Origin of the sequence: Sulfurifustis variabilis (assembly GCF_002355415.1) — a bacterium.
GTDB classification, from domain to species: domain Bacteria; phylum Pseudomonadota; class Gammaproteobacteria; order Acidiferrobacterales; family Sulfurifustaceae; genus Sulfurifustis; species Sulfurifustis variabilis.
Genome location: NZ_AP014936.1, coordinates 1,153,570 through 1,176,159, shown reverse-complemented (window position 1 = coordinate 1,176,159; position 22,590 = coordinate 1,153,570). Strand labels below are relative to the sequence as shown.

17 protein-coding genes and 1 riboswitch are annotated in these 22,590 nt (G+C 69.6%); of the genes, 9 read left to right on the top strand and 8 right to left on the bottom strand.

Annotated features, from left to right (window positions below):
• Positions 1–85 precede the first annotated feature (85 nt).
• Both SVA_RS05670 and smc read right to left on the bottom strand, forming a co-directional pair.
• Positions 86–1,318, bottom strand: a complete 1,233-nt coding sequence (locus SVA_RS05670) for a cell division protein ZipA (RefSeq protein WP_096460046.1) — start codon at positions 1,316–1,318, stop codon at positions 86–88.
• A gap of 121 nt (positions 1,319–1,439) precedes the next feature.
• Entirely contained in the window at positions 1,440–4,940 is a 3,501-nt protein-coding gene (gene smc, locus SVA_RS05665) for a chromosome segregation protein SMC (protein ID WP_096460044.1), read from the bottom strand.
• Between the two features lie 75 nt (positions 4,941–5,015).
• Here smc and queF point away from each other — a divergent pair, with 75 nt between their 5' ends.
• The gene (queF, locus tag SVA_RS05660) at positions 5,016–6,983 is read left to right on the top strand and encodes a preQ(1) synthase (protein ID WP_096460041.1); all 1,968 of its coding nucleotides are present in this window, start codon (positions 5,016–5,018) and stop codon (positions 6,981–6,983) included.
• A gap of 67 nt (positions 6,984–7,050) precedes the next feature.
• Here the strand turns inward: queF and soxZ are convergent, their stop codons facing one another.
• The 5 genes from soxZ to SVA_RS05635 form a co-directional block, all read right to left on the bottom strand.
• Entirely contained in the window at positions 7,051–7,368 is a 318-nt protein-coding gene (soxZ, locus tag SVA_RS05655; RefSeq protein ID WP_096460038.1) for a thiosulfate oxidation carrier complex protein SoxZ, read from the bottom strand.
• A 22-nt stretch (positions 7,369–7,390) separates the two neighbouring features.
• Positions 7,391–7,864 (bottom strand): thiosulfate oxidation carrier protein SoxY, encoded by a 474-nt coding sequence (gene soxY, locus SVA_RS05650; RefSeq protein WP_197703384.1) that lies wholly within the window; start codon positions 7,862–7,864, stop codon positions 7,391–7,393.
• Between the two features lie 56 nt (positions 7,865–7,920).
• The gene (locus SVA_RS05645) at positions 7,921–11,073 is read right to left on the bottom strand and encodes an efflux RND transporter permease subunit (protein ID WP_096460034.1); all 3,153 of its coding nucleotides are present in this window, start codon (positions 11,071–11,073) and stop codon (positions 7,921–7,923) included.
• On the bottom strand, positions 11,066–12,163 hold the full coding sequence (locus tag SVA_RS05640) for an efflux RND transporter periplasmic adaptor subunit (RefSeq protein ID WP_169923982.1): 1,098 nt from the start codon (positions 12,161–12,163) through the stop codon (positions 11,066–11,068). Before SVA_RS05640 ends, SVA_RS05645 begins: the two co-directional genes overlap by 8 nt.
• A 106-nt stretch (positions 12,164–12,269) precedes the next feature.
• Positions 12,270–12,746, bottom strand: a complete 477-nt coding sequence (locus tag SVA_RS05635) for an RNA pyrophosphohydrolase (RefSeq protein ID WP_096460028.1) — start codon at positions 12,744–12,746, stop codon at positions 12,270–12,272.
• A 109-nt stretch (positions 12,747–12,855) separates the two neighbouring features.
• On the opposite strand from SVA_RS05635, the gene SVA_RS05630 reads away from it, so the two are divergent.
• The 8 genes from SVA_RS05630 to SVA_RS05595 all read left to right on the top strand — a co-directional run bounded on the left by SVA_RS05630 (position 12,856) and on the right by SVA_RS05595 (position 21,600).
• A complete protein-coding gene (locus SVA_RS05630; RefSeq protein WP_096460025.1) occupies positions 12,856–13,509 on the top strand; it encodes a histidinol-phosphatase in 654 nt (217 codons plus the stop codon).
• On the top strand, positions 13,509–14,507 hold the full coding sequence (locus SVA_RS05625; RefSeq protein ID WP_096460022.1) for a FecCD family ABC transporter permease: 999 nt from the start codon (positions 13,509–13,511) through the stop codon (positions 14,505–14,507). The genes SVA_RS05630 and SVA_RS05625 overlap by 1 nt, the downstream gene beginning before the upstream one ends.
• Positions 14,494–15,261 (top strand): ABC transporter ATP-binding protein, encoded by a 768-nt coding sequence (locus tag SVA_RS05620; RefSeq protein ID WP_096460019.1) that lies wholly within the window; start codon positions 14,494–14,496, stop codon positions 15,259–15,261. The genes SVA_RS05625 and SVA_RS05620 overlap by 14 nt, the downstream gene beginning before the upstream one ends.
• A 122-nt stretch (positions 15,262–15,383) precedes the next feature.
• A complete protein-coding gene (locus tag SVA_RS05615) occupies positions 15,384–17,771 on the top strand; it encodes a putative bifunctional diguanylate cyclase/phosphodiesterase (RefSeq protein WP_148665392.1) in 2,388 nt (795 codons plus the stop codon).
• 156 nt (positions 17,772–17,927) lie between these two features.
• Positions 17,928–18,125, top strand: a complete 198-nt coding sequence (locus SVA_RS05610) for a hypothetical protein (RefSeq protein ID WP_096460014.1) — start codon at positions 17,928–17,930, stop codon at positions 18,123–18,125.
• Between the two features lie 103 nt (positions 18,126–18,228).
• Positions 18,229–18,449: riboswitch (cobalamin riboswitch) on the top strand.
• A gap of 97 nt (positions 18,450–18,546) precedes the next feature.
• Positions 18,547–20,370, top strand: coding sequence for a TonB-dependent vitamin B12 receptor (gene btuB, locus SVA_RS05605; RefSeq protein ID WP_096460011.1), 1,824 nt, complete (start codon positions 18,547–18,549; stop codon positions 20,368–20,370).
• Between the two features lie 3 nt (positions 20,371–20,373).
• A complete protein-coding gene (locus SVA_RS05600) occupies positions 20,374–21,024 on the top strand; it encodes an energy transducer TonB family protein (RefSeq protein WP_096460008.1) in 651 nt (216 codons plus the stop codon).
• Positions 21,025–21,600 (top strand): cob(I)yrinic acid a,c-diamide adenosyltransferase, encoded by a 576-nt coding sequence (locus SVA_RS05595; RefSeq protein ID WP_096460005.1) that lies wholly within the window; start codon positions 21,025–21,027, stop codon positions 21,598–21,600. It abuts the gene before it with no gap.
• A gap of 39 nt (positions 21,601–21,639) precedes the next feature.
• Here the strand turns inward: SVA_RS05595 and SVA_RS05590 are convergent, their stop codons facing one another.
• Positions 21,640–22,503, bottom strand: a complete 864-nt coding sequence (locus SVA_RS05590) for a cobalamin-binding protein (RefSeq protein WP_096460002.1) — start codon at positions 22,501–22,503, stop codon at positions 21,640–21,642.
• Between the last annotated feature and the right edge of the window lie 87 nt (positions 22,504–22,590).

Sequence of the window (22,590 nt, the reverse complement as noted above, 5' to 3'; positions counted from 1 at the left end):
AAGCTCAGGATGCAGGTAATTGAGGTGCGCGCGCGGCGCGCCTCCTGAACTCGACGTTCAGCATCAAGAATTCGACATGGCCTCGTCAGTTCAGTCCCGCGCCGAAGAGACGGAGCGCGGACTCGCCGCCCGGAGGCACCCCGAAGGCGCGCATCCGACCCTCGATGCCCTGGATCTGCGCGCGAATGGCGGCGATGCCTTTTTCGGTCAACGCACGGTTGTCCTGGTCCAGCAGGCGGCCGCCGAGAAAGCCGGCGATCGCGGCGGCGGATTCCACCATCTTCGCGAACACCACGGCGGGGTCCTCCACGCACGGCACGCTCATGAAGAGCGCGAGCCCGGAGGTCCGGAACGTCTCCCATTCGGCCGGGTTGAAGTTGCCGGGTTTGTAGAGGTTCGAGAGGCTGTAGAGGAGCCGACCGTCCGCACGCTTGTGGTAGATGTTCATGGCGCCGAGCTCCAGCCCCGCGCGCTGCATGGCGGCGACGACCGCGTGGCCCTTGAACGGGCTGTCCGGGTCGGACGCGACGTTCACTCCCGCGATCACGTCGTACTCGTCGCAGAACTTCGCGAGCGCCTTGGCCCGCTCGAGCGCCTGCTCGAACGGAAGCGAGAACTTCGCGGGACGGTGCAGGGCGTCGGCGAGCTTGAGGCCGACCTGCACGAAGGTGTTGAGCTCGCTCTCGCCGATCGGTCCGTGCACGTTGTCGACGAGCTGGATGGAGAGCTTGAGATCGCTGTAGTTGGTGGCGTCCGAATCGTGCGAGAGCGTCGACCAGAAGCTCGTCTGGTAGCGCTGCCCGAAAATCTCCCGCGGGTACTCGAGCTTGTACTCGTTCTGTTTGTAGATGCCGAGCGCAGTGCGGCGCGAGACGGGGCCGGGCCCGGGGAGGTGCAGCACGAAATCCACGCTCTCGTCCGGAACCGTCTGCCGGCCGGGCACGGCCGCCTCGGGACCGGTTCCCGGGGGATCGAACCCGGGATTGAGGTTCAAAGGCCGGTTGGCAATCCGCTCGATGCTCTCCAGCTCCTCGAACAGCGGGTCCTGCTCGGGCTCGAGCTCGGGGGCGATCTCGAGCGGCAGCGACGGCTCGGTTTTCAGAAACCGCCGCTCGGCATCCACGGGCGGCGCCGGGACGGCGGGATCGGGCCGCACGACCGGCTCGCGCCTGGCCGGGCTGATCACCGCGGCCGGCCGGCTCCTGAAGGAAATCCCCCCGCGCAGCGACCGGGCGATGCGGCCCCTGTCGACGGCGGTGATCGCGACGATCGCGACGATGATGGATCCGATGAGCAGCAGTGCGAGCTGCAGATCCATCGTTATGAACTATCGCGCGTGCGATCCGACTCCCTCTCTCCCCTCGCTGGAGAGGGCAAGGGGAGAGGGGGAAGCCCGGGATGGGTACTGAGTTTCATCGTCACCGTGAACACCTCGCCATCTACTGCGCGACCATCTGCATGGCCTCTTCGACGTCGACGGCGACCAGGCGCGACACGCCCGGCTCCGACATGGTGACGCCGACGAGAAGCTCCGCCATCTCCATGCTGATCTTGTTGTGGGTGATGTACACGAGCTGCGTGCGCTCCGACATCGCCTTGAGCGTCTCGCCGTAGCGCTCGACGTTCGCATCGTCGAGAGGCGCGTCGACCTCGTCGAGCAGGCAGAACGGCGCCGGGTTGAGCTCGAAGATCGAGAAGATGAGCGCCACCGCCGACAGCGCCTTCTCGCCGCCGGACAGCAGGTGAATGGTGCTGTTGCGCTTGCCCGGCGGGCGCGCCATGACCGTGACGCCCGTCTCGAGCAGATCGTTGTCCGTGAGCTCGAGATACGCGCTGCCGCCGCCGAAGAGCTTCGGGAAGAAGTGCTGGAAGTTCTCGTTGACCTTGTCGAAGGTCTCCTTGAAGCGCGTGCGCGTCTCGCGGTCCATCTTGCGGATCGCCTCGTCGAGCGTGGCGAGCGCCTGCGACAGGTCTTCGGACTGCTTGTCGAGGTAGCCCTTGCGCTCGGACAGCTCCTGGAACTCCTCGATGGCGACGAGGTTGATCGGCCCGAGCCGCTCGATGCGCGCGAGGATCTGGTCCAGGCGCTCCGCCCAGCCCGTCTCGGTCGCCTCCTGGGGCATCTCCGCGAGCACCTGCGCCGGCTCGGCGTCCATTTCGCGCAACTGCTCCGCGAACGTGTCGCGCCGCACCACCAGCTCCTGGCGCACCACGCGTTCGGACTCCAGCCCCCCACGGATTTCCTGGACCTGCTGCTCGTCCCTGTGACGCTGCTGCTCGAGCTCGCGCAGGCGCGCATCCGCCTCGCCCGTCGCCTTGCGCGCCGCGCCCAGCCGCTCCTCGACCTCGAGGCGCTTTTCCAGCTGCTCGTTGAGCTGTGCCCGCAGATCGTTCTCCTGCGTCTCCGAGGAAAGCATCGCGGCGAGCTCGTCGCGCCGCTGGTGCAGCCCGGCGAGCTGGCCGTCGAGCCGCGCGATGCTGGCGCGCACCGACTCGCGCGCCGTCTCGAGCGTGCGCCGCTCGATCTCGAGCTCGTGCTCCCGCTCGCGGGCGGTCGCTTCCGCTGCGCGCGCGGCGGCCAGGGCCTCCTGCACCGCGGCGCGCCGGCCGGACAGCTCCGCGCGCTGCGCCTCGTGCGTGCCGCTGTCGGCCTCGGCCTGGCGAAGCCGCTCGGTCGCCGCCGCGATCTCGGACTCGTCGCGCGCGCGCTGCGCCGCGATCTCCTGCTGCTCCGTGCCGATCTGCGCGCGCCTTCCCTCGAGCTGGTTCAGCCGGGCCTCGCGATGACCGAGCCGCTCGCGCAGCTCGGCGCGGGCGCGCTGTCGCTCGTTGAGCTCGCGCGCGAGCTCCTCGCGCCGGCGCTCTAGGCCGGCGAGCGCGTCCGACTGCCCGGCGAGCTGCGCGGCAGCCGATTCGATTTCCCGCGCGAGCTCGGCGCTCGCGGCACGCAGGCCTTCGATCTCGCGCTCCCGCGCGAGCCACCCGCGCTCGCTGCCCGCCGCGTACTCGACGTCCAGCCAGTTGCGCCCGACCCAGGCGCCGTCGCGCGTGATGATCGACTCCTGGCCCTTGAGCTCGTTCCGCCACGACAGGGCCTCCTCCAGCGTGTCCGCCGTGTGGACGCCGGCGAGCAGGGGTGCCAGGTCGAGATCGGACTTCACCTTGTGGATCAGCGTGCCGGTGACGGCGTCGTGCGAGCGGCCGGCCGTGAGATCGACGACGGTCAGGCGCGCGGGCTTCAGCTCGTCGAGGCCCGCTGTCGCTTCGCCGAATCGCTCCGCGCACACCGCGGCCAGCCGGCTGCCCAGCACCCGCTCCACCGCCGTCTCCCAGCCGGATTCGACCTGGATGCGGCTCGCGAGCCGCGGCGAGTCGGCGAGTCCGACGCGGGTCAGCCACTCGACGATGCCGGCGTCGTGGCGCGCCTCCGCCGCGGCCTGCAGCTCCTGGAGTCCCGCGAGCCGGGCCTCGTTCGACTGCACGGCCCCGCGCAGCTGCTCGAGGCGCTGGGTCGTCGCCTCGCGCTCGGCGCGCGCGGTCTGCAGGCGCTCGCCGGCCTCCTGGATCGCGGCTTCGAGCGAGGCGCACGCCTCGTCGATGGCGCGCGCCTCGTCGCGAACGGCGTCGAGACCCGCGTCGCGAAGCTCCGCCTCGACGGTCGCGAGTTCTTCCGCGAGCCGGGCCTCGCGATCGCGCAGCTGGGCGACGTGCGACTCGAGCCCCTGGATGCGGGCCGTCTGCACCTCGCGCGCCTTGGTCGGCTCCGCGGCCGCCTGGCTGGCGGACTCCCACGCCTCCTGCCACGCCTGCATCGCAGCCTCCGCGTCGCGCAACCGCGCCGCCGCGGCCTCGCGCCCGCTCCGGTGCCTTTCGAGATCGGGTGCGATGTCCGCCAGGCGCTGCTCCGCCTCCTGCAATCTCGCCTGGTCGGCGCCGAGATGCGCCTCGGCCTCCGCCCAGGTGCGGTTCAGCTGGTCCTGCTCGCGCTTCAGCGCCTCGCGCGTCTCGCGAAGGTGCTCGATCGCCTGCTCGATGCGCGACACCTCGTTGCCGACCGTGTAGTACTCGGCCTGTACCGTGTTCTGCCTGTCGAGCGCTTCGGCATGCTCGGCGCGCAGCTGCTCGATGCGCGCCTCGACCTCGCGCTGCGCCGCGAGCGCGGCCTCGAGCGCGGTCTCGTGCTCGCGGATGACGGCGTCCTGCGCCGCGAGCTTCCCGTCGAGCTCGCGGTACTTCAGCGCGAGGAGCTGCGCGCGGACGAGCCGTTCTTCCTGCTTGAGCTCCTTGTAGCGCGTCGCCGCGCGCGACTGCTTGTTGAGGCGCGAGAGCTGCGTCTCGAGCTCCTTGCGGATGTCCTCGACGCGCGCGAGGTTCTCCTGCGTGTGCTTGATGCGGTTCTCGGTTTCCCGCCGGCGCTCCTTGTAGCGGGAGATGCCGGCCGCCTCCTCGATAAAACCGCGCAGGTCTTCGGGCTTGGCCTCGATGATGCGCGTGACCATGCCCTGCTCGATGATGGAGTACGCGCGCGGGCCGAGGCCCGTGCCGAGGAAGAGATCGGTGATGTCCTTGCGGCGGCAGCGCGTCTTGTTGAGGAAGTAATCCGACTGACCGTCGCGACCGGCCTCGCGCTTGATCGCGATCTCGGTGTACTGCGCGTACTGACCGCCCGCGCTCCCGTCCGAGTTGTCGAACACCAGCTCGACCATCGCCTTGCCCACCGGCTTGCGCGCGTTCGAGCCGTTGAAGATGACGTCCGCCATCGAATCCCCGCGCAGGTGCTTGGCGGACATCTCGCCCATGACCCAGCGCACGGCATCGATGATGTTCGACTTGCCGCAGCCGTTGGGGCCGACGATGCCGATCAGGTTGCCGGTGATGGGGATGGTGGTGGGATCGACGAAGGACTTAAAGCCGGAGAGCCGAATGGTTTTAAGCCGCATCAGGAGTTTTTCGCGTTTCGCCGCGCCTGGAATGGTACAATTTTATAGAAGGTTACTTCTGTTTCCTACGCCGGGATGCCGCCCACCACTCCTTCGAAGACCCTCGAGACCTTCCCGAACCCCCAGCCGGACCGGGATTATATCATCGAGATCGAGGCGCCCGAGTTCACCTGTCTGTGCCCGAAGACCGGTCAACCGGACTTCGCCACGCTCCTGCTCGAGTACGTGCCCGACCGGCTTTGCGTGGAGCTGAAGTCGCTCAAGCTCTACATCTGGAGTTTCCGGGACGAGGGGCACTTCCACGAAAAGGTGACGAACGCCGTCCTGAACGACCTCGTCGCCGCGACCCAGCCGCGCTACATGCGCCTGCGGGCGCTGTTCAACGTGCGCGGGGGCGTGTACACCACGGTGACGGCCGAGTATCGCCGCCCCGGTTGGCGGGAGCCGCCGCCCCCGCCGGACGATCTCCCGCGCGAAGTGCAGGCGGTGCCGACCGGACGCGGGGAGCCTCCGCAGGCGGCACAGACCCGGCCGTCGGGAACGACGTCGGGCGCGGCGAAGAAGGCGCAGTCGATGCCGGAAGCGCCGAGAGCGCCGGCTGACGACGGGATCCCGGACGAGGCCCCGGCCTCCACCCGTTCGGAGCGCTTCCGCATGCTGCGGCGCAAGCGCCAGCCGGTGGCCGAGGCGGCCGCACGGGGCGCCGCGAAACCGACTGCGCCGCCGGCGCCGCCGAAGCCCGCGCCGGGGCCCACACGCGACGCGTACATCGGGATCGACATCGGCACCAGCGGCTGTCGCGCGGTCGCGATCGACGCCGCCGGCGCGGTCCTGGCACAGGCGGAGGCGCCCCTCCCGCCCTCGACCCGGAACGGCGCCGAGGTCACGCAGGACCCGATGCAGTGGTGGGCCGCGATGCACGCCTGCCTGAAGAACGTCGCGGGACAGATCGACGCCCGGCGCGTGCGGCGGCTGGCCATCGCGGGCACATCCGCGACGCTGCTCCTGTGCGACAAGCAGGGAAACCCGGTGACGCCCGGGCTCATGTACAACGACGCGCGCGCGCAAGCCCAGGCGGAACGCATCGCGGGCGTCGCCGACCCGAAATCGGCCGCGCACGGCGCGACCGGGAGCCTGGCGAAGCTGCTTTGGCTGCAGGGAACGAAGTCGGCCGCGCGCGCGGCGCACGCGCTGCATCAGGCCGACTGGCTTGCCGGCCGCCTGGCCGGGACCTATGGACACAGCGACTACAACAACTGCCTCAAGCTCGGCTACGACGTGGAGCGGCTTGCCTGGCCCGAGTGGTTTGCCGGGCTCGAAGTCCGGGGGGCCTGGCTGCCCGACGTGCACGCGCCGGGCGACGTGATCGGCACGCTGTCCGGGGAGGTGGCCGGGGAACTGGGGCTCCCGGCCGATACCGAGATCGCGGCCGGCACGAGCGACGGCGTGGCCTCGTTCCTCGCCGCCGGCGCCAGCGCGCCGGGGCACGGCGTCACCTCGCTCGGGACCACGCTCGTCCTCAAGCTCCTCTCGGAGCGGCCCGTCTTCTCGCCGCCGCACGGCGTGTACAGCCATCGACTCGGGCGGCACTTCCTCGCGGGGGGCGCCTCCAACTCGGGCGGCGGCGTGCTCAGGCAGTACTTCAGCGAGGAGCAGATGACCGAGATGACGCCGCTCCTCACCCCCGATCAGCCCACGGACCTCGAGTACTACCCGCTGCCGGATATCGGCGAACGCTTCCCCCTCGCCGACCCCGAGAAGGAGCCGCGCCTCGAGCCGCTGCCCGGCGACAGCGTGATGTTCTTTCAGGGCATCCTGGAAGGCATCGCGCGCATCGAGGCCCAGGGTTACCGGCTTCTGGCCGAGCTCGGAGCGCCGAAGGTATCGGCCATCTGGACGACGGGCAGCGGCAGCCGCAACCGCGCCTGGACGCGCATACGGGAACGCCTGCTCGGCGTCCGGCTGCAGAAACCGCGATCCGAACACGCCGCCTACGGCGCGGCCCTGCTGGCGGCGGGTATCGTGCGCAAGAGCTTCCAGTAAGTTCCGGTCGTCCCGCCCGAAACAAAAACGGCCCCGAACGGGGCCGTCGCGTCGCAGGAACCGTCGATCAGGCGTTGACGCTCGCCTCGGTCGAACCCGATTCGCCCTTGTTGTCGGTCCACGAGATCCGGATCTTGTCGCCGTTCTTCCCGCCGGCAAGCTGGAAGCCGAGGAGCGGGTCCTCCGAGACGCCGGGCCCCAGGTTGGCGGTGGCCACCGCTTTCCCGTTGTGCTCGAGCACGACCTTCTGGATGAAGTGGGCCGGAATCTTCTGCTTCGTCTGCTTGTCCACCCGCTGGCCCGTTTCCATCGGGTGGCTGATGAGGACGAGCACCTCCACGCCGCCGTCGCCCGAGCGGGTGCGTACCTTCATGCTTCTTGCCATCGTTCGTTTCCTCTCGTCCGGGTCAGCCGCCGCAACCGCCGACGGTGACCTTGATGTTCTGCTTGGCGCTGTAGAGCTTGCCGCCCGACTTCACCACGACCTGCACGTCCGAGCTCTGCGCCATCTTCATGCGCGCGGAGAAGTAGCCGCCCGCGCCCGTGATCTCGGTGTTCGCGATGAGCGGGCGCTCGTTCTTCTCCACGTAGATGCTGATCGCCTCGACGTTCGGCATGCCGGCCGACACCGAGATCGGCACCACCGCGCCGTTCTCCGCCTGGATCGGCGCCTTGATCTTGATCGCACCGGCGCCGGCCGTCTGGGCGCCGCCGTACAGGTTCTTCAGGGCGCCTTCGATGCTCTTCGCCTCGAACGCGCCGGTCGGCCAGTCGGCCGCCAGCGCCCGGGCCGGCCGCAGCAGCCCGGCCGCGGCCGCCACGCCGAGGGCCGCCGAGGCGAGCGTGCCCTTCAGGAAGGTTCTGCGATGGATCTCGGTCACGTGCTTCTCCTGGAATGTATTTAAAAGTGCGGCCGCGGGGCCGGCCGGATTATACGTTATAGACGCACCGCTTCCCCGCTTTGTTCCAGGGTTGCGGTGACCGGGCCGCGCCCGCGCAGGGCGAGGTACATGGCGGGCACGAGCACGAGGCTCACGAGCAGCGAGAACGCGAGGCCCGCGACCACCGTCACCGCCAAGGGCTGGAGCATCTCGGCGCCTTCGCCCAGCCCCAGCGCCAGCGGCGCCATGCCGATGACGGTGGTGAGCGTGGTCATGAGTATGGGGCGCAGCCGCAGGCGCGCGGCGTTCACGATCGCCTCCTTGACCGGCTCGCCCATCGCGCGGCGCAGCTCGATGTACTCGACCAGCACGATCGCGTTGTTCACCACGATGCCGGCGAGCATGATGAGGCCGAGCCAGACCGGCATGGAAAGCGGCAGCCCGGTCAGCCAGAGCGCTGCCGAGACGCCGATCAGCGCGAACGGCACGCTCAGCATGATGACGGTCGGGTTGCGCAGCGACTCGTATTGCACGGCCATCACCACGAACACGAGGAACAGGGCGAGGCCGAGCAGCGTTCCCGTCAGCCGGCGCCCCTTGGCCAGCGCCTCCTCGGCGCCGCCCGAGTACATGCGGTAGCCGGACGGCAGCTCGTAGCCTTCGAGCCGTTCGTGCATCGCCTTGACCACCTCGCCGAGCGGCAGCTCCTTGGTGAGCGCGGCCGATATCTCGACGATCCGCGCCTGGCGGTCGCGCATGATCTCGGCGGGCGCCTGCACGATACCGACTCGCGCGACGTCGCGCAGGTACACCGCCGGCCGGTCGCGCAGTTCGCCGAAGAGGAGTATCCGGCCGAGGGCCTCCGGGTTGTCGATCTCCGTCTGCGGCAGGCGCACGCGGATGTCGTACGCCCGCTCGCCCTCGAGGTAGTCGCCGATGATCACCCCGTCGAGCGCGACGCGCAGCGCGCGCCCGACATCGGCCACGTCGATGCCGAGCTCGGCGGCCCGCGCGCGGTCGATCTCGATGGCGAACTCCTGGCGCGACTCCTCGAGCGAGTGACGCAGGTTGCGCACGCCGGGCAGCCCCTGCAGCCGGCGCACGAGGTTCTCGCCGATCGCCGCCAGGCGATCGAGGTCCGGCCCCTGCACGCGCAGGCTGATGTCCTCCTCGGCGCGCGAGGTGCGGATGCCGCGGATGCCCGCCGTGCGTGCGCGCACCTTCAATCCCGCCAGCCGTGCCTGCTCGACCGCGCGCTGGTAGTCCTTCACCCACTGCTCGCCGCTCACGTCGCGGGCGTCGAGCGGCACGAGCTGCACGTTCAGGGAGCTCCGGTTCGGCGTCTCGCGCTCGGTACGGCCGAAGATCGCGCCGCCGACGAGCGTGTACACGCTCTCGACGCTGCCCTGCTCGTGCGCGAGGCGTTCGAGCGTACGCACGGCGGCGTCCATCGCGTCGAGCGACACGCCCGGATCGGTCGTGACGCTGACGTTGATGCGGCCGTCGTCCATCGTGGGCAGGAAGTCCTGCTTGCTCGTGAAAAACGTCGGCAGGCCGACGACGGCGAGCAGCAGGAACGCCGTCGCGATGACGAGGCCGGAGCGCGCAAGCAGGCGCGACACCCCGCTCGCGTAGCGCTGCTGCAGACGATCCATGATCCGCGCCACCCGGTCGTGCGCCCGGCCGCGCGCCTCTCCGCTCATGCGCGCCGCGAGCGCGGGGACGAGCGTCACCGCGACCAGGAGCGACGCGAGGATCGCCGCGGAAATGGTGAAGATCAGCTCGCGGAACAGCAGCCCGATCAGTCCGGAGATGAAGAGGAACGGCACGACCGCCGCGAGGCTGGTCGAGGTCGAGGCGATGATCGGGCTCGTCACCTCGGCGGCGGCGGCCACCGGCACGGCCAGAGCGTCCCCGCCGGGATCCGGTCCGGGGCTCGCGCGCGCCGCGGCGCTCCGGTGACGCGCGATGTTCTCCAGCATGATGATCGTGTTGTCCACGAGCATGCCGATGCCGAGCGCGAGCCCGCCGAGGGTCATGATGTTCAGCGTGAGATCGCCGAGCGCCATGATGACGAACGTCACGATGATCGAGATCGGGATCGCGGTGCCGATGATGAGGGTGCCCCGGATGCTGCCGAGGAACAGGTACACGACGACCATCGCGAGGATCGCGCCGCTGGCCGCCGCCTGCGTGGCGTTCGACAGCGACTGGCGGATGTAGATCGACTGGTCCGAGATCTGGTGCAGCTGCACGCCCTTCGGGATCACGTCGTTGGCGCGCAGCCACGCCAGCCGCGCCTTCACGTGCTCGGTCACCTCGACGGTGTTCGCGTTCGGCTGTTTCTGGACCGCGAGCTTGATGCCCGGCGTGCCGTTGAAGCGCGCGCGGATGCGTTCCTCCTCGTGGCTGTCCGAAACCGAGGCGATCTCGGCGAGCGGGATGCTCTCGCCGCTCGGCAGCCGCACGGGCAGCGCGGCGATCGCGGCGACGTTCGTGAGCCGGCCGGCGGTGCGGCTTGCGTACTCCTGCCCACCCATCCGCAGGCGGCCGCCCGGCGCGTCCTCGTTTCCGCGGCGGACGGCGTTGATGACGTCGTTCACCGAAAGACCGAGGCCCGCGAGCCGCCGCTGATCGGGCAGGATCTGGATCTCGCGCACGAGCCCGCCGCCGACCTCGGCCGCGGCCACGCCGGGCAGGTTCAGGAACTGCTTGGCGAAGTGGTCGTCGGTCCACGTGCGCAGCTCCACGAGGTCCATGAGCGTCGAGGTGACGAGAAACTCCATGACCGGGATCTGGGACGGATCCGACTTCCAGATCATCGGCGGGTCGATCGTCGTCGGGAGAAAACGCTTCGCGCGGTCGAGCCGCGTCGAGGCGTCGCGCAGCGCCAGATCGATGTCCTTGCCGTAGTCGAAATCGAGCAGGACGTAGGACTGCCCCTCGGACGTCGTCGACTCGATGCCGACGGCATCCTCGGTGATCGCGAGCTGCTCCTCGAGCTGCCGGGTGATGCGGTCCTCCATGATGGTGGCCGCGACGCCCGGGTCGATGACGCGGACGCGGACCTGGGGGTAGATGATGTGCGGGAGGAGATCGATCGAGAGCCGCCCGAGCGCGAAGATCCCGAGGACCACCGCGGTCAGGGTGAGCATCAGGGTCGAGACCGGATGGCGGATGGACCAGGCTGCGAGCCCGCCCCTACGCATCGGCTGCCTTCGCTTCCGCAGGCGTGGGCGTACCCGGCTCCGATGATGGCGTACCCGGCTCCGATGATACGGGCTGCACCTTCTGACCGTCGGACAGGCCTATGAATCCCCTGGCCACGACCTTCTGGCCGGGGGCGAGTCCCTCGCGGATCTCGACGCGCTCGGCGAGACGCAGGCCGCTTCGCACATCGACCCGCTTCACGTGGCCGCCCGGCGCCCCGTTCGCCGGCTCGTACAGAAAGACGTGCTCGCCTTTGGCGTCCCGCCGCAGGGCCGCGTACGGGATGACGAGGTGCTCGCGCCCGGCGGCGTAGAGCGTCACCCGGCAGAACTGGCCGGGACGCGCGCCGGGCGGCACGGGCTTCAGCGCCACCTCGATCCGGCCGCGCCGGGTGACCGGGTCGACCGTGGGGTAGATGCGCAACACCTCGCCCCGGTAGACGTCCAGTCCGAGCGCGTCGATGCGCACGCCCGCACGGTCGCCTCTCCGGAGACGCGGCAGCACGAGCTCGGACACCTGCACGTCGGTGACGAGCACGGATGGATCGACCACCGTCAGCAGATGCGTGTGCTTGGGCGCCACGTCGCCGGGTTCGACGAGCCGCGCCGCCACGCGCCCCGCGAAGGGAGCGGTGATGGTCATGTACGACACCCGCGTGCGCAGCACCCGTTCGCTGGCGCGCGCCACCTCGAGATTGGTTTGCGCCCGCGTCACCGCCTCCTCGGCGACCAGCCGCCGGCCGTAGAGCCGCTCGAGGCGCTCGAGGTCCACCTCCGCCTGGCGCAGCGTCGCGATGGCCTTGTCGAGCTCGGCACGCAGGAGCCGGTCGTCCAGGCGCGCCAGCACCTGATCCTTCGCGACCGCGTCGCCCTCGCGAACCCGCACCTCGAGCACGCTGCCTTCCTCCTGGTTGTACACCTTCACCTCGCGCAGGGCGCGCAGCGTACCCTCGCGGTCGGCGGTGTACTGGAGCAGCTCGCGACTCACCGAGGCGAGCTCGACGAGGTGATTCGGCGGCTTGGGGCCCGGGGGCTTCGCGTGACTGCTCGATTCCGAAGAGCAGCCGGCCAGGACGAGGACGAGCGCCACCGCGGCGGTCCGGCCGCAGCCCGCGCCAAGGTTCGAAAGAGAAGGGAACCGGCTCATGCGCCCCCGGTTAGAGCGGCGCTCGCCGCACGAGTTCGGAGCACCGGCCTCAGCTTCTGCCGAGCAGCGGCTCGAGCTCGGTCAACGCCATCCGGTAAACGTCCCGCTTGAACGCGATGATCTGCTGCAGCGGACCCCAGTACTCGATCCACCGCCACGAGTCGAACTCCGGCTTGTCGCAGCAGTCGAGACGCACGTCCCGATCGCTGCCGACGAGCCGCAGCAGGAACCACAACTGCTTCTGGCCGCGAAATGGGCTGTTCGGATTGCGACGGCGAAACTCGGAGGGAATGTCGTAGTGCAGCCAGTCGCGCGTGCGGCCGAGCACCTCCACGTGGTGCGTCTCGAGGCCGACCTCCTCGTACAGCTCCCGGTAGAGGGCCTGCTCGGCGGTCTCCCGCGACTTGATGCCGCCCTGCGGGAACTGCCAGCCATCGCGCCCGCAACGGCGCGCCCAGAAGACCTGGCAGTCTCGGTTACAGAGGATGATGCCAACGTTGGGCCGGTAACCGTGTTCGTCTATCATTGCGATCTCGCCGTCGGCCTGCCGCTCGCATGATACCTAATAATAGCGTCATTTTTTCACGAAGGCCCCGGACCGGCAACGGCGTCCCGGCCGGGACGCACGCGCGCGCTTGAGCCTCGCGATCTTCGACCTCGATCACACGCTGCTCGCCGGCGACAGCGACCACGCGTGGGGCGAGTTCCTGGCTTCGCGCGGATGGGTCGACCCCGACGCCCATCGCCGGGCCAACGACCGCTACTTCGCGCAGTACCAGGCCGGGCAGCTCGATATCCGCGAGTACCTCGCCTTCGCGCTCGCCCCGCTCGCCGGCCGCGAGCGCGCCGAGCTCGACGCCCTGCACCGCGAGTTCATGGCCGCGCGCATCCTCCCGATGATCACCGCGTCCGCGCGCGCGCTGGTCGAGCGCCATCGCGCTCGGGGCGACCGGCTGCTCATCGTGACGTCCACGAACCGCTTCGTCACGGCGCCGATCGCACGCGAGTTCGGAATCGAGCATCTCCTCGCGACCGACCCGGAAGAGCGCGACGGGCGCTACACCGGTCGCGTCGCCGGCACCCCGTGCTACCGCGAGGGCAAGGTGGAGCGGCTGCGCGAGTGGCTCGCGGTGCACCGGGAAACGCTCGAGGGCAGCTGGGGCTACAGCGATTCGCACAACGATCTGCCTCTGCTCCAGCTCGTCGCGCACCCGGTCGCCGTGGACCCCGACGAGATCCTGCGGCGCGAGGCGGAGCGGCGCGGCTGGCCGATCATCAGCCTGCGGTGATGCGTCGCCCGCTCGCGATCACGCTCCTGCTGCTCGCCGCGGCGCCGCTGTCCATACTGATCGCCCTCGCCGCCGGCAGCGTCTCCCTTTCGCTCGATCAGCTGTGGACCGCGCTCGCCTCGGACGCGCCCGGCGTCGCACGAACGGTGGTCCTGGAGCTGCGGCTGCCGCGCGCGCTCGCGGCGCTCGCGGTCGGCGGCATGCTCGGACTGGCCGGCGCGCTCCTGCAGGTGCTGCTGCGCAATCCGCTGGCGGACCCGTACGTGCTCGGCATCTCGGGCGGGGCGGCGGTGGGCGCCCTGCTCGCCATCGCGCTCGGCGCCGCGGGCGTGCTGGTCGGCGGCGCCGCCTTCGCCGGCGCGATCGCCTCGATGCTGCTCGTCTTCGGGCTCGCCCGCGCGGGCGGCGCCTGGACCCAGAGCCGGCTGCTGCTGACGGGCGTGGTGCTCGCGGCGGGCTGGGGCGCCTGCGTCAGCCTGCTGCTGGCGATTTCCCCGGCGATGCAGGTGCAGGGCATGGTGTTCTGGCTGCTCGGCGATCTGGGCTATGCGCGCGAACCGGCGGCCGGGCTCGTCGTGCTGGTGTCGGGCCTGGCGCTGGCCATGCTGTACGCTCGGCCGCTCAACCTGCTCGCGCGGGGCGAACGGGTCGCGGCGGCACTGGGCGAGCGCCCGGCGCACCTGCGGGTGCTGGTCTATTTTCTCGCTTCGCTTCTCAGCGCCGTCGCGGTCACCCTCGCCGGCAGCATCGGCTTCGTCGGCCTCGTCGTGCCCCATCTGCTGCGCCTGCTGGGACTCACCGACCATCGCTGGCTGCTGCCGAACACCGTCCTCCTCGGGGGCGCCCTGCTGGTGATCGCGGACGCGCTCGCGCGCACGGTGCTCGCGCCCGTGCAGCTTCCGGTCGGGGTGCTCACGGCCCTTATCGGGGTCCCGGCGTTTCTCTATCTGCTCGCCCGGGCCACGGACCCCGGCCATCGGACCCATGGCACGCCTTGAGGCGCGCGCGCTCACGGTCGCCGTCGGCGACAGAGTGCTCTGCCGCGATCTCGATATCGCGATCGGGGAGGGCGAGAACTGGGCGATTCTCGGCGCAAACGGAAGCGGGAAGACGACGCTGCTTCACGCGCTCGCCGGGCTGCGCCGGCCCGAGGGCGGAGAGGTCCTGCTCGACGGTGCACCGATCGCGCAATGCCCGCCGCGCGAGCGGGCGCGGCGCCTGGGCGTACTGTTCCAGGACTACGACGCCGGTTTCCCGGCCACGGTGCTGGAACTGGCCCTCACCGGCCGGCACCCGCACCTCGCGCGCTTTGCCTTCGAGGGCGCGGAGGACCGCGCGGCCGCCGAGCGCGCGCTCGCGGCGGTGGGCCTCGACGCCCTCGCCGAGCGATCGATCGCCACGCTGTCGGGCGGCGAACGCCGCCGCGCCGAGATTGCTGCGCTGCTCGCCCAGGACCCGCCGATCTGCCTCCTGGACGAGCCGACGAACCATCTCGACCTGCGCCACCAGGGCGAGATCCTGCGCCTGCTCGCCGACCGATCGAACCGTCCGTCGCACGCGAACGTCTTCGTCCTGCACGACGTGACCGCGGCGGCCCGCATCGCGAGCCATGCGCTGTTGCTCTTTGCCGACAGCGCCCATCGATCCGGGCCGGCCGCGGAGCTGTTCGATCCGGCGCTGCTGGAGCGGGTCTACGGTTGCCCGTTCGAGCGGATGGTTGCCGACGGACGGCGCTTTTACTTCGCGAGATGACCGAGATCGCCTAGGCCGGCGACGCGCCCATGCTATACTTTCGCGCCATAAGGACAGGGCCAAAACAAACCGGTGGACAGCATCTTGCGGTCCGACTGCCCTCCCCGACACACGTACCCGATATGCAGCTGGCCGAACGCTTGGGCGGCATGACCTGGCGGTTTCGCTTCCCCGGCACGCTGCGCGCGCGCCTCACGTTCGTTTTCTCCGGTCTCGTCCTGCTCGGCTCCGTGCTCGTGACGGGCGCACTCACACGGGACGCGCTGAAGACCGAGCTGGCCGCCCAGGCGCGCGTGGGCGAGCACACGCTCGACGCCGTCGTCGCCGCGGTCGCGGCCGGCATGCCGGCCGAGCGGCTGTACGGGCTCGACGGGTACGTGAACCGACTGGCGGACGACCCGGCCGTCAACGCCATACGCATCGTCGACGGCGCGGGCGGAAAGCTCTACGAGTACGTCGGCCCGCCCGCCTCCGCGGCCTGGTACACGCGACTTCTCGCCGGCGAATCCAGCCTTCCCCGCCATCTGCGGGCGTCGGCCGTTTCGCCGTCCGGCGAACCGGTTCGCATCGAGATCGCGCTTGCCGACGGGCCGCTCGACACGGTCGCGCGGGCGATCGCGCTGCGCGGGGGCGCGGCGAGCATCGGCCTCCTGCTCCTGACTTTCGCGCTCGCGTACGTCGCGCTCGCCCGCTTCACGGCGCCGCTCAAACCGCTCACGCAATGGGCCCGCGAGTTCTCGCGCGGCAACTGGAAGCCGAAGGTGCAGCTCATTGCGTCGAGCAGCCGCGAGATCCAGGAGCTCAACCAGGCGTTCAGCGACGGATCGGCGGCGCTGCGCCATTACATCAGCAGCCTGTCCGAGGCGCGCGAGCTTCTCGAGCACAACGAGACCCAGCTGCGCAAGCTGATCGACGGGATGCACGAGATCCTGTTCGAGCTCGACAACGAGGGCCGCCTCGTATTCCTCAATCCGGCATGGGAGTCGGTCACGGGCTTTCGCATCGAGGACGCGCTCGGCACGCCCTTCAGCGATTACCTGGCCGAGGAGGACGCGGCACGCGACTTCCTGCCGGCGCGCCTCGCGGAGATGCACGAGAAGAACCGCGAGCTGTCGCTGCGTTCGGCGAGCGGCAAACGGCTCTGGGTCTCGCTCGACGCCGACGCGCAGTTCGACTCGAGCGGCAATTTCACGGGAATCATCGGCACCTTCGGGGACATCACGAAGAGCGTGGAGCTGAACCGCCTGCTCTCGCGTTACCAGGACGAGCTCTACCACATGTCGGTGACCGACCCGCTCACGGGCCTGTACAACCGTCGGCACTTCGACACGCAGCTCGAGGTCATCCTCTCGGATCACCTCGCCAAGAACCGTCCCGTCTGCCTGCTGCTCATCGACCTGGACGGTTTCAAGTTCATCAACGACACCTACGGCCACCCGTTCGGCGACGAGGTGCTGCGCACCACGGCGCAGCTCCTGCGCGCGCTCGTGCGGCGCAACGACTACATCGCGCGCCTCGCCGGCGACGAGTTCGCGATGGTGCTCAAGAACACGAACCTCGACAACGCCACCCGGATCGCGCAGAAGTTGCACGCGAGCATCAGCCAGACGCGGGTGCCGCTGCCGGTCGGGAGCATGCAGCTGCAGTCTTCGATCGGCGTCGCCGAGGCGCCGACCCACGGGCAGAACGCGCAGGACCTGGTGAGCGCCGCGGACGTCGCGCTGTACCACAGCAAGCGGCGCGGGCGGAACCGCATCGAGGTGCTGTCGCCCGACGTGAGCCAGGCGATGATGTCGATCTTCAGCCAGGGCTTCCAGCTGCGCAACGCGCTCGAGCAAGGCAACATCCATCCGGCCTTCCAGCCGATCTGCAACATGAGCAGCGGCAAGCCGGTCGCCTACGAAGTGCTCGCGCGCATGCGGATCAACGGCTCGGTCATCCAGGCGAAGGACTTCATCGCCGTCGCGGAGGAGCTGGGGCTCACGCGCGACGTGGACCTGCACATCATCCGCACCGCGCTCGCGCACACGCCCGTCAATCAGGCGCTGTTCCTGAACGTGGATCTGTCCTCGTTCAACGACCGCGCGTTCGTCACGGAGCTCGCCGCCCTGCTGCAGCCCGCGTGCGCCTCCGGTCGCCTGATCACCATCGAGATCACCGAACGCGAGGCGATTCCGATCAGTGACACGCTGCGCGAGGACATCCAGACACTGCGCTCCTTCGGCTGCAAACTCGCGCTCGACGACTTCGGCAGCGGCTACTCGACGTACAACTTCCTCAATCAGTTCCGCCCGGACTACCTCAAGATCGAAGGCTCGTTCGTGCGCGGCATGCTCGAGAACGAGTCCGATCGCAAGATCGTCATGCACATCCACGAACTCGCGCAGTCGTTCGGCATGCAGACCATCGCCGAGAGCGTGGAAAACGAGGCCACGCAGAAGGCGCTGCGCGAGATGGGTATCCGCAACGCGCAGGGCCTGCTGTTCGGCGCGCCGCGGCTCGCCAGCTGATTACCCGCGTTCGTCGCAATCTCCTCCGTATTCGCTTCTGTGCCGTTGCATTCGTCCGGCGCTTGTGAAAAATACGCGCCCGGTTGAGCATCGGTTGCGCTCAACGGGCTGAAGTCCATTCGCGTTTTTTGGCGTTTCAATAAGGAAAATCAAAGCATGAAGAAGTACGCGCTCCTGATAGCCGCGCTCGCCGCGGTGACGGCGCTCGGCGCCTGCGACAAGAAAGAACAGACCCCTGCAACGACGGCGGCGCCCGCCGCTCCGGCGGCGCCCGCGGCCCCGGCCGGCGACACCGCGCAGCAGCCCTCCGGCTCCGCAGCACCGGCGGCGCCCGCGGAACCCGAGAAGAAGTAACAAAGCCGTTGTTTCATTCGAGCCGGTTCGGCGAAAGCCGGACCGGCTTTTTTCTTTTTGCGATTCCCGTTGACACCCGCCGCGGGCCGCTCCTATAGTTCGGGCGCTTACACAGCTCTCAGGTGTTCCGCGGACTCTCGTTCCGCGGAATGAAACGGGAAGCCGGTGCGCGATCCTTCGCAATGCCGGCGCTGCCCCCGCAACGGTAAGCGAGTCACAGCGGATCACTCCGCCACTGCGCGAGCACAGAGCTCCGCGGGAAGGCGATCCGCCGGCGCAAGCCCGCTCGCGAGCCCGGAGACCGGCCTGAGACTTCGGTGAGTGTTGCGGCGGGCGACACGACGGCTCAGCGAGCGTCCCCCTCCTTCCGCACACTCGAGCCTGGATCTGCGCGGGTGCGCGCAGTGTGCGGAGAAGAACAATGAAACCCAGTCTGCTGCCGTTCGGCGTGGCCCTCGGCGCCCTCGCCGGCCCCCTTTGCGCGCAACCCGATGTCCCGCCCGCCGATCCCGTCGTGGTCACGGCCACCCGTACGGCGGTGACCGCCGACGCCTCGCTCGCCGCCGTCACCGTGATTACCCGCGAGGACATCGAACGTACGCAGGCCAAGAGCATGGCCGAGCTGCTGCGCGGGATCGCCGGGATCGAGATGTCGGAAAGCGGCGGTTACGGCAAGACGACGAGCATGCACCTGCGCGGCACCGAGTCCTCGCACGTACTCGTGCTGGTGGACGGCGTGCGGCTCGGCTCCGCGACGCTCGGCAGCGTCGCATGGCAGCACCTTCTCCCGGCACAGATCGAACGCATCGAGATCGTGCGCGGACCGCGCTCCAGCCTGTACGGCTCGGACGCCATCGGCGGCGTCGTCCAGATCTTCACCCGCCGCGGGGGCGGCCCGACGCGCGCCTATGCCGCCGCCGGCTACGGCACGTACGGCACCCGCGACGTGTCGGCCGGAACCACCGGCGGAGGCGGAGCGACGCGCTACAGCGTCGCGATCGCGGATTTCCGGACCGACGGCTTCGATGCACGCGAGCCGACCCCGGGACCCTTCGGCATCGACGAGCCCGATGACGACGGCTACCGGAACACCTCCCTGACCCTGCGTGCCGGACACCGTTTTGCGAGCGGAGCGGAGGTCGAAGCCCACCTGCTGCGCGCGCAGGGGGAAAACGAGTACGACGACTTTTCGAACCGGGACGAGTTCGTGCAACAGGCATTCGGCGCACGGGCCGAGTTCGCACCGTCGACGTCATGGAACGTCAGGCTGCAGGCGGGCCAAAGCCGCGACGAGAGCGACAACTTCTCGAACGGCACGTTCTTCTCCACGTTCGACACGCGACGCGATACCCTCGCCCTGCAGAACGACCTGACGATCGCCAGGGATCAGCTGCTCACGCTCGGCGCCGATTACCTCGACGACCGCGTCGAGAGCACCGAAGACTTCGCCGTGACCGAGCGGGACAACATCGGGTGGTTCGCCCAGCACCAGGCGCGTTTCGGCCGCCACGACGCCCTGTTGAGCCTGCGGCGCGACGACAACGAGCAGTTCGGCCGGCACACGACGGGGAATCTCGCCTGGGGCTCCGCGTTCACGCCCCGCGTACGCGCCATCGCCGCCTTCGGCACGGCCTACAAGGCGCCCACCTTCAACGAGCTCTACTTCCCCGGCTTCGGCAACCCCGATCTCCGGCCGGAGGAATCGCAGACCGGGGAGATCGGGCTGCGCGGCACGGCGTCCTGGGGGCGATGGGACGTGCGTGTCTTCCAGACCGACGTCGACGAGCTGATCGCCACCGTCTGCGATCCGGTCACCGACCTGTGCTCGCCGGAGAACGTCGACCGCGCCCGTATCCGGGGTCTCGAGACCGAGATCGCGACCGAGCTCGCCGGCTGGCGCAGCGCGCTTCACCTGAGCTTCCTCGATCCGCGGGATGTCGCCACCGACAACGTGCTGCCCCGGCGGGCCCGGCAGACGGCGCGGCTCGATCTCGACGGTCGCCTGGGCGGCGCCGCGATCGGGATGAGCGTCCTCGCCCAGAGTCATCGCTTCGACGACGCGGAGAACACGATACGCGTGGGCGGCTATGGGCGCGTCGACCTTCGCGCCAGCTACCCGGTCGCGCCGCGCTGGAGCGTGCGGGCGCGTGTCGAGAATCTTCTCGACAAGGCATACCAGACGGCGAACACGTTCAACTCGGCCGGGCGCAGCGTTTTCGTGAGCCTGGCCTACGGCGGGGAATAGGCGATGTCCTGCCACGGTGCTTCGATCGCGCGCTTTGCGCTCGCTTCCGCCGTCGCGCACGTCGTTTTGCTGGCCGGCCTTCACTCCCCTGCCCGACCGGTATTGTTCCGGCCGCATGAGGGCGTCCTCACCGTACAGCTCGCCGTCGCGCAGTCCGCCGCACCCCAGGCGTCACCACTTCGCACTGCACGACGAGCCCCCGAACGGCGCAAGGCGCGTGTCCCCCGAACGGACCCCTCGCCGGACGAGCGCGCGCGGACGGAGACCGAGACGAGACCGACCGAGCCACTGGCCGGCGGCGCAACCGCGGACGAACAGGTCGCCGCCACCGAGGTAGACGCCGCGCCGGAGCCGCTTCCCCGCGCGTGGATAAGCGCTCGCGTGGAAGCGGACCTCGCCCGGCATTTCGACTACCCCTATCTCGCGCGCCTGCGCGGCTGGGAAGGAACGGTGTGGCTCGCCTTCCGGCTGGAAGCCGACGGCCGGCTCGAGGCGGTACGGCTTGCACGCAGCTCGGGTTTTGCGGCGCTCGACTCGGCGGCGCTACACTCGCTCGAACGCGTCGAACGCCTGCCCCAGGCGGTCGCCTGGCTGCAGGGTCACCCGCTCGACATCGAGCTTCCCGTGATCTACCGCCTGGTGGGGGTGCGCTGAATGGGCCATCGTCTTTCGAAGATCTATACGCGCACCGGCGACCGGGGCACGACCGGGCTGGGGGACGGGACGCGCGTACCCAAAGACCACCCGCGCGTCGAGGCCTACGGCGCGGTAGACGAGCTGAACAGCGTACTGGGGCTTCTGCTCTGCGAGGAATTGCCGGAGCCGACCCGCGCGCTTCTCACCGACATCCAGCACGATCTTTTCGACCTCGGCAGCGAGCTCTGCGTCCCCGGGCGCGCGCTGATCGACGGCGGGCGCGTGAGCGACCTCGAACGCGAGCTCGACGCGATGAACGCAAACCTCAGGCCACTCAAGGAGTTCATCCTGCGCGGCGGCACGCGCGCGGCAAGCCTCGCGCACCTGGCCTGCACGGTCTGCCGCCGGGCCGAGCGTCGTGTGGTCACGCTCGCGAGGACCGAAAACGTTTCCGATGTCTCGATCCGATACCTCAACCGGCTTTCGGATTTGCTGTTCGTCCTCGCCCGGCATCTCAACGCCCTCGCGGGCGAGCCGGACGTGCTCTGGCAGCCCGGCAAGACCACCAGCCCGCCCGGCGACCGGAGCTCCTGAACGCAGAGCCCGAGGCAGCTCCGACCATCGATGACGGGATCAGCGAGCGCGGCGCACGGCGTCGAGTATGCGGCACATGCGCTCGGCGCCCTCGAGGATGCGGGGGCTGTGCCGCTGAATGAGGTCGGGCGGAATGTGATGGAGATGCCGGTTGCGAACCGCACGGAGGCTCGGCCAGGTCTTCCACTCGTCGAGCCAGTCGGGTCGCGCCTCGTCGATCCCGCTCGCGACGATCACGTCCGGGTCTGCGGCGAGTACGGCCTCGGTGTCGATCGCGGGCGCAAGAAGCGGCAGAGTCGCGAACACGTTGCGTCCACCGCACAAACGGATCACGTCGCTGATCAGGTGCGCGTCATTCACCGTCATGAGCGGTCGGTGCCAGATCTGGTAGAACACCCGCACGGGTTCCGAGTCCGCGAAACGTCGCGCGAGGGCCGCCTGGCGTTCTCGGAACCGTTTTGCCGCGCCGGGTGCCTCGGCACTGCCGACGAGCCGTCCCAGTCGCTCGATGCCCGATGCGACGTCCTCCATCCGCCGCGGCTCGGAGACGTACAACGCAAGGCCGAGCTCGCGCAATCGCTCGATCTGGTGGGCCGGATTGCCGCTCGCCCAGGCGACCACGAGGTCGGGCTCGAGCGCGAGGATCCCCTCCACGTCCAGCGCGTTGTAGCTGCCGACGCGGGGGAGGCGCCTCGCCGCCTCCGGGTAGTCGCTGTGGCTCACCGCGCCGACGACATACGGCGCGGCCCCGGCGGCGTACAGGGTCTCCGTGACGTGAGGCGCGAGGCTCACCACGCGGCGGGCGGGTTCCGGGAGCACGACCGGGTTGCCGAGATCGTCGGCAACCTGCACCTGGGCGGCGAGCAGCAGCGCGCTGAGGCTCGCTGCGAAGGTATTCAACATCGGCCGTTTCGCCCGGACATGGCGGCCTATTGTACGGGAGGCCGCCACCGGATGGCGCTTCGTTCCCCTCTCGCACCGTGAAGCCGC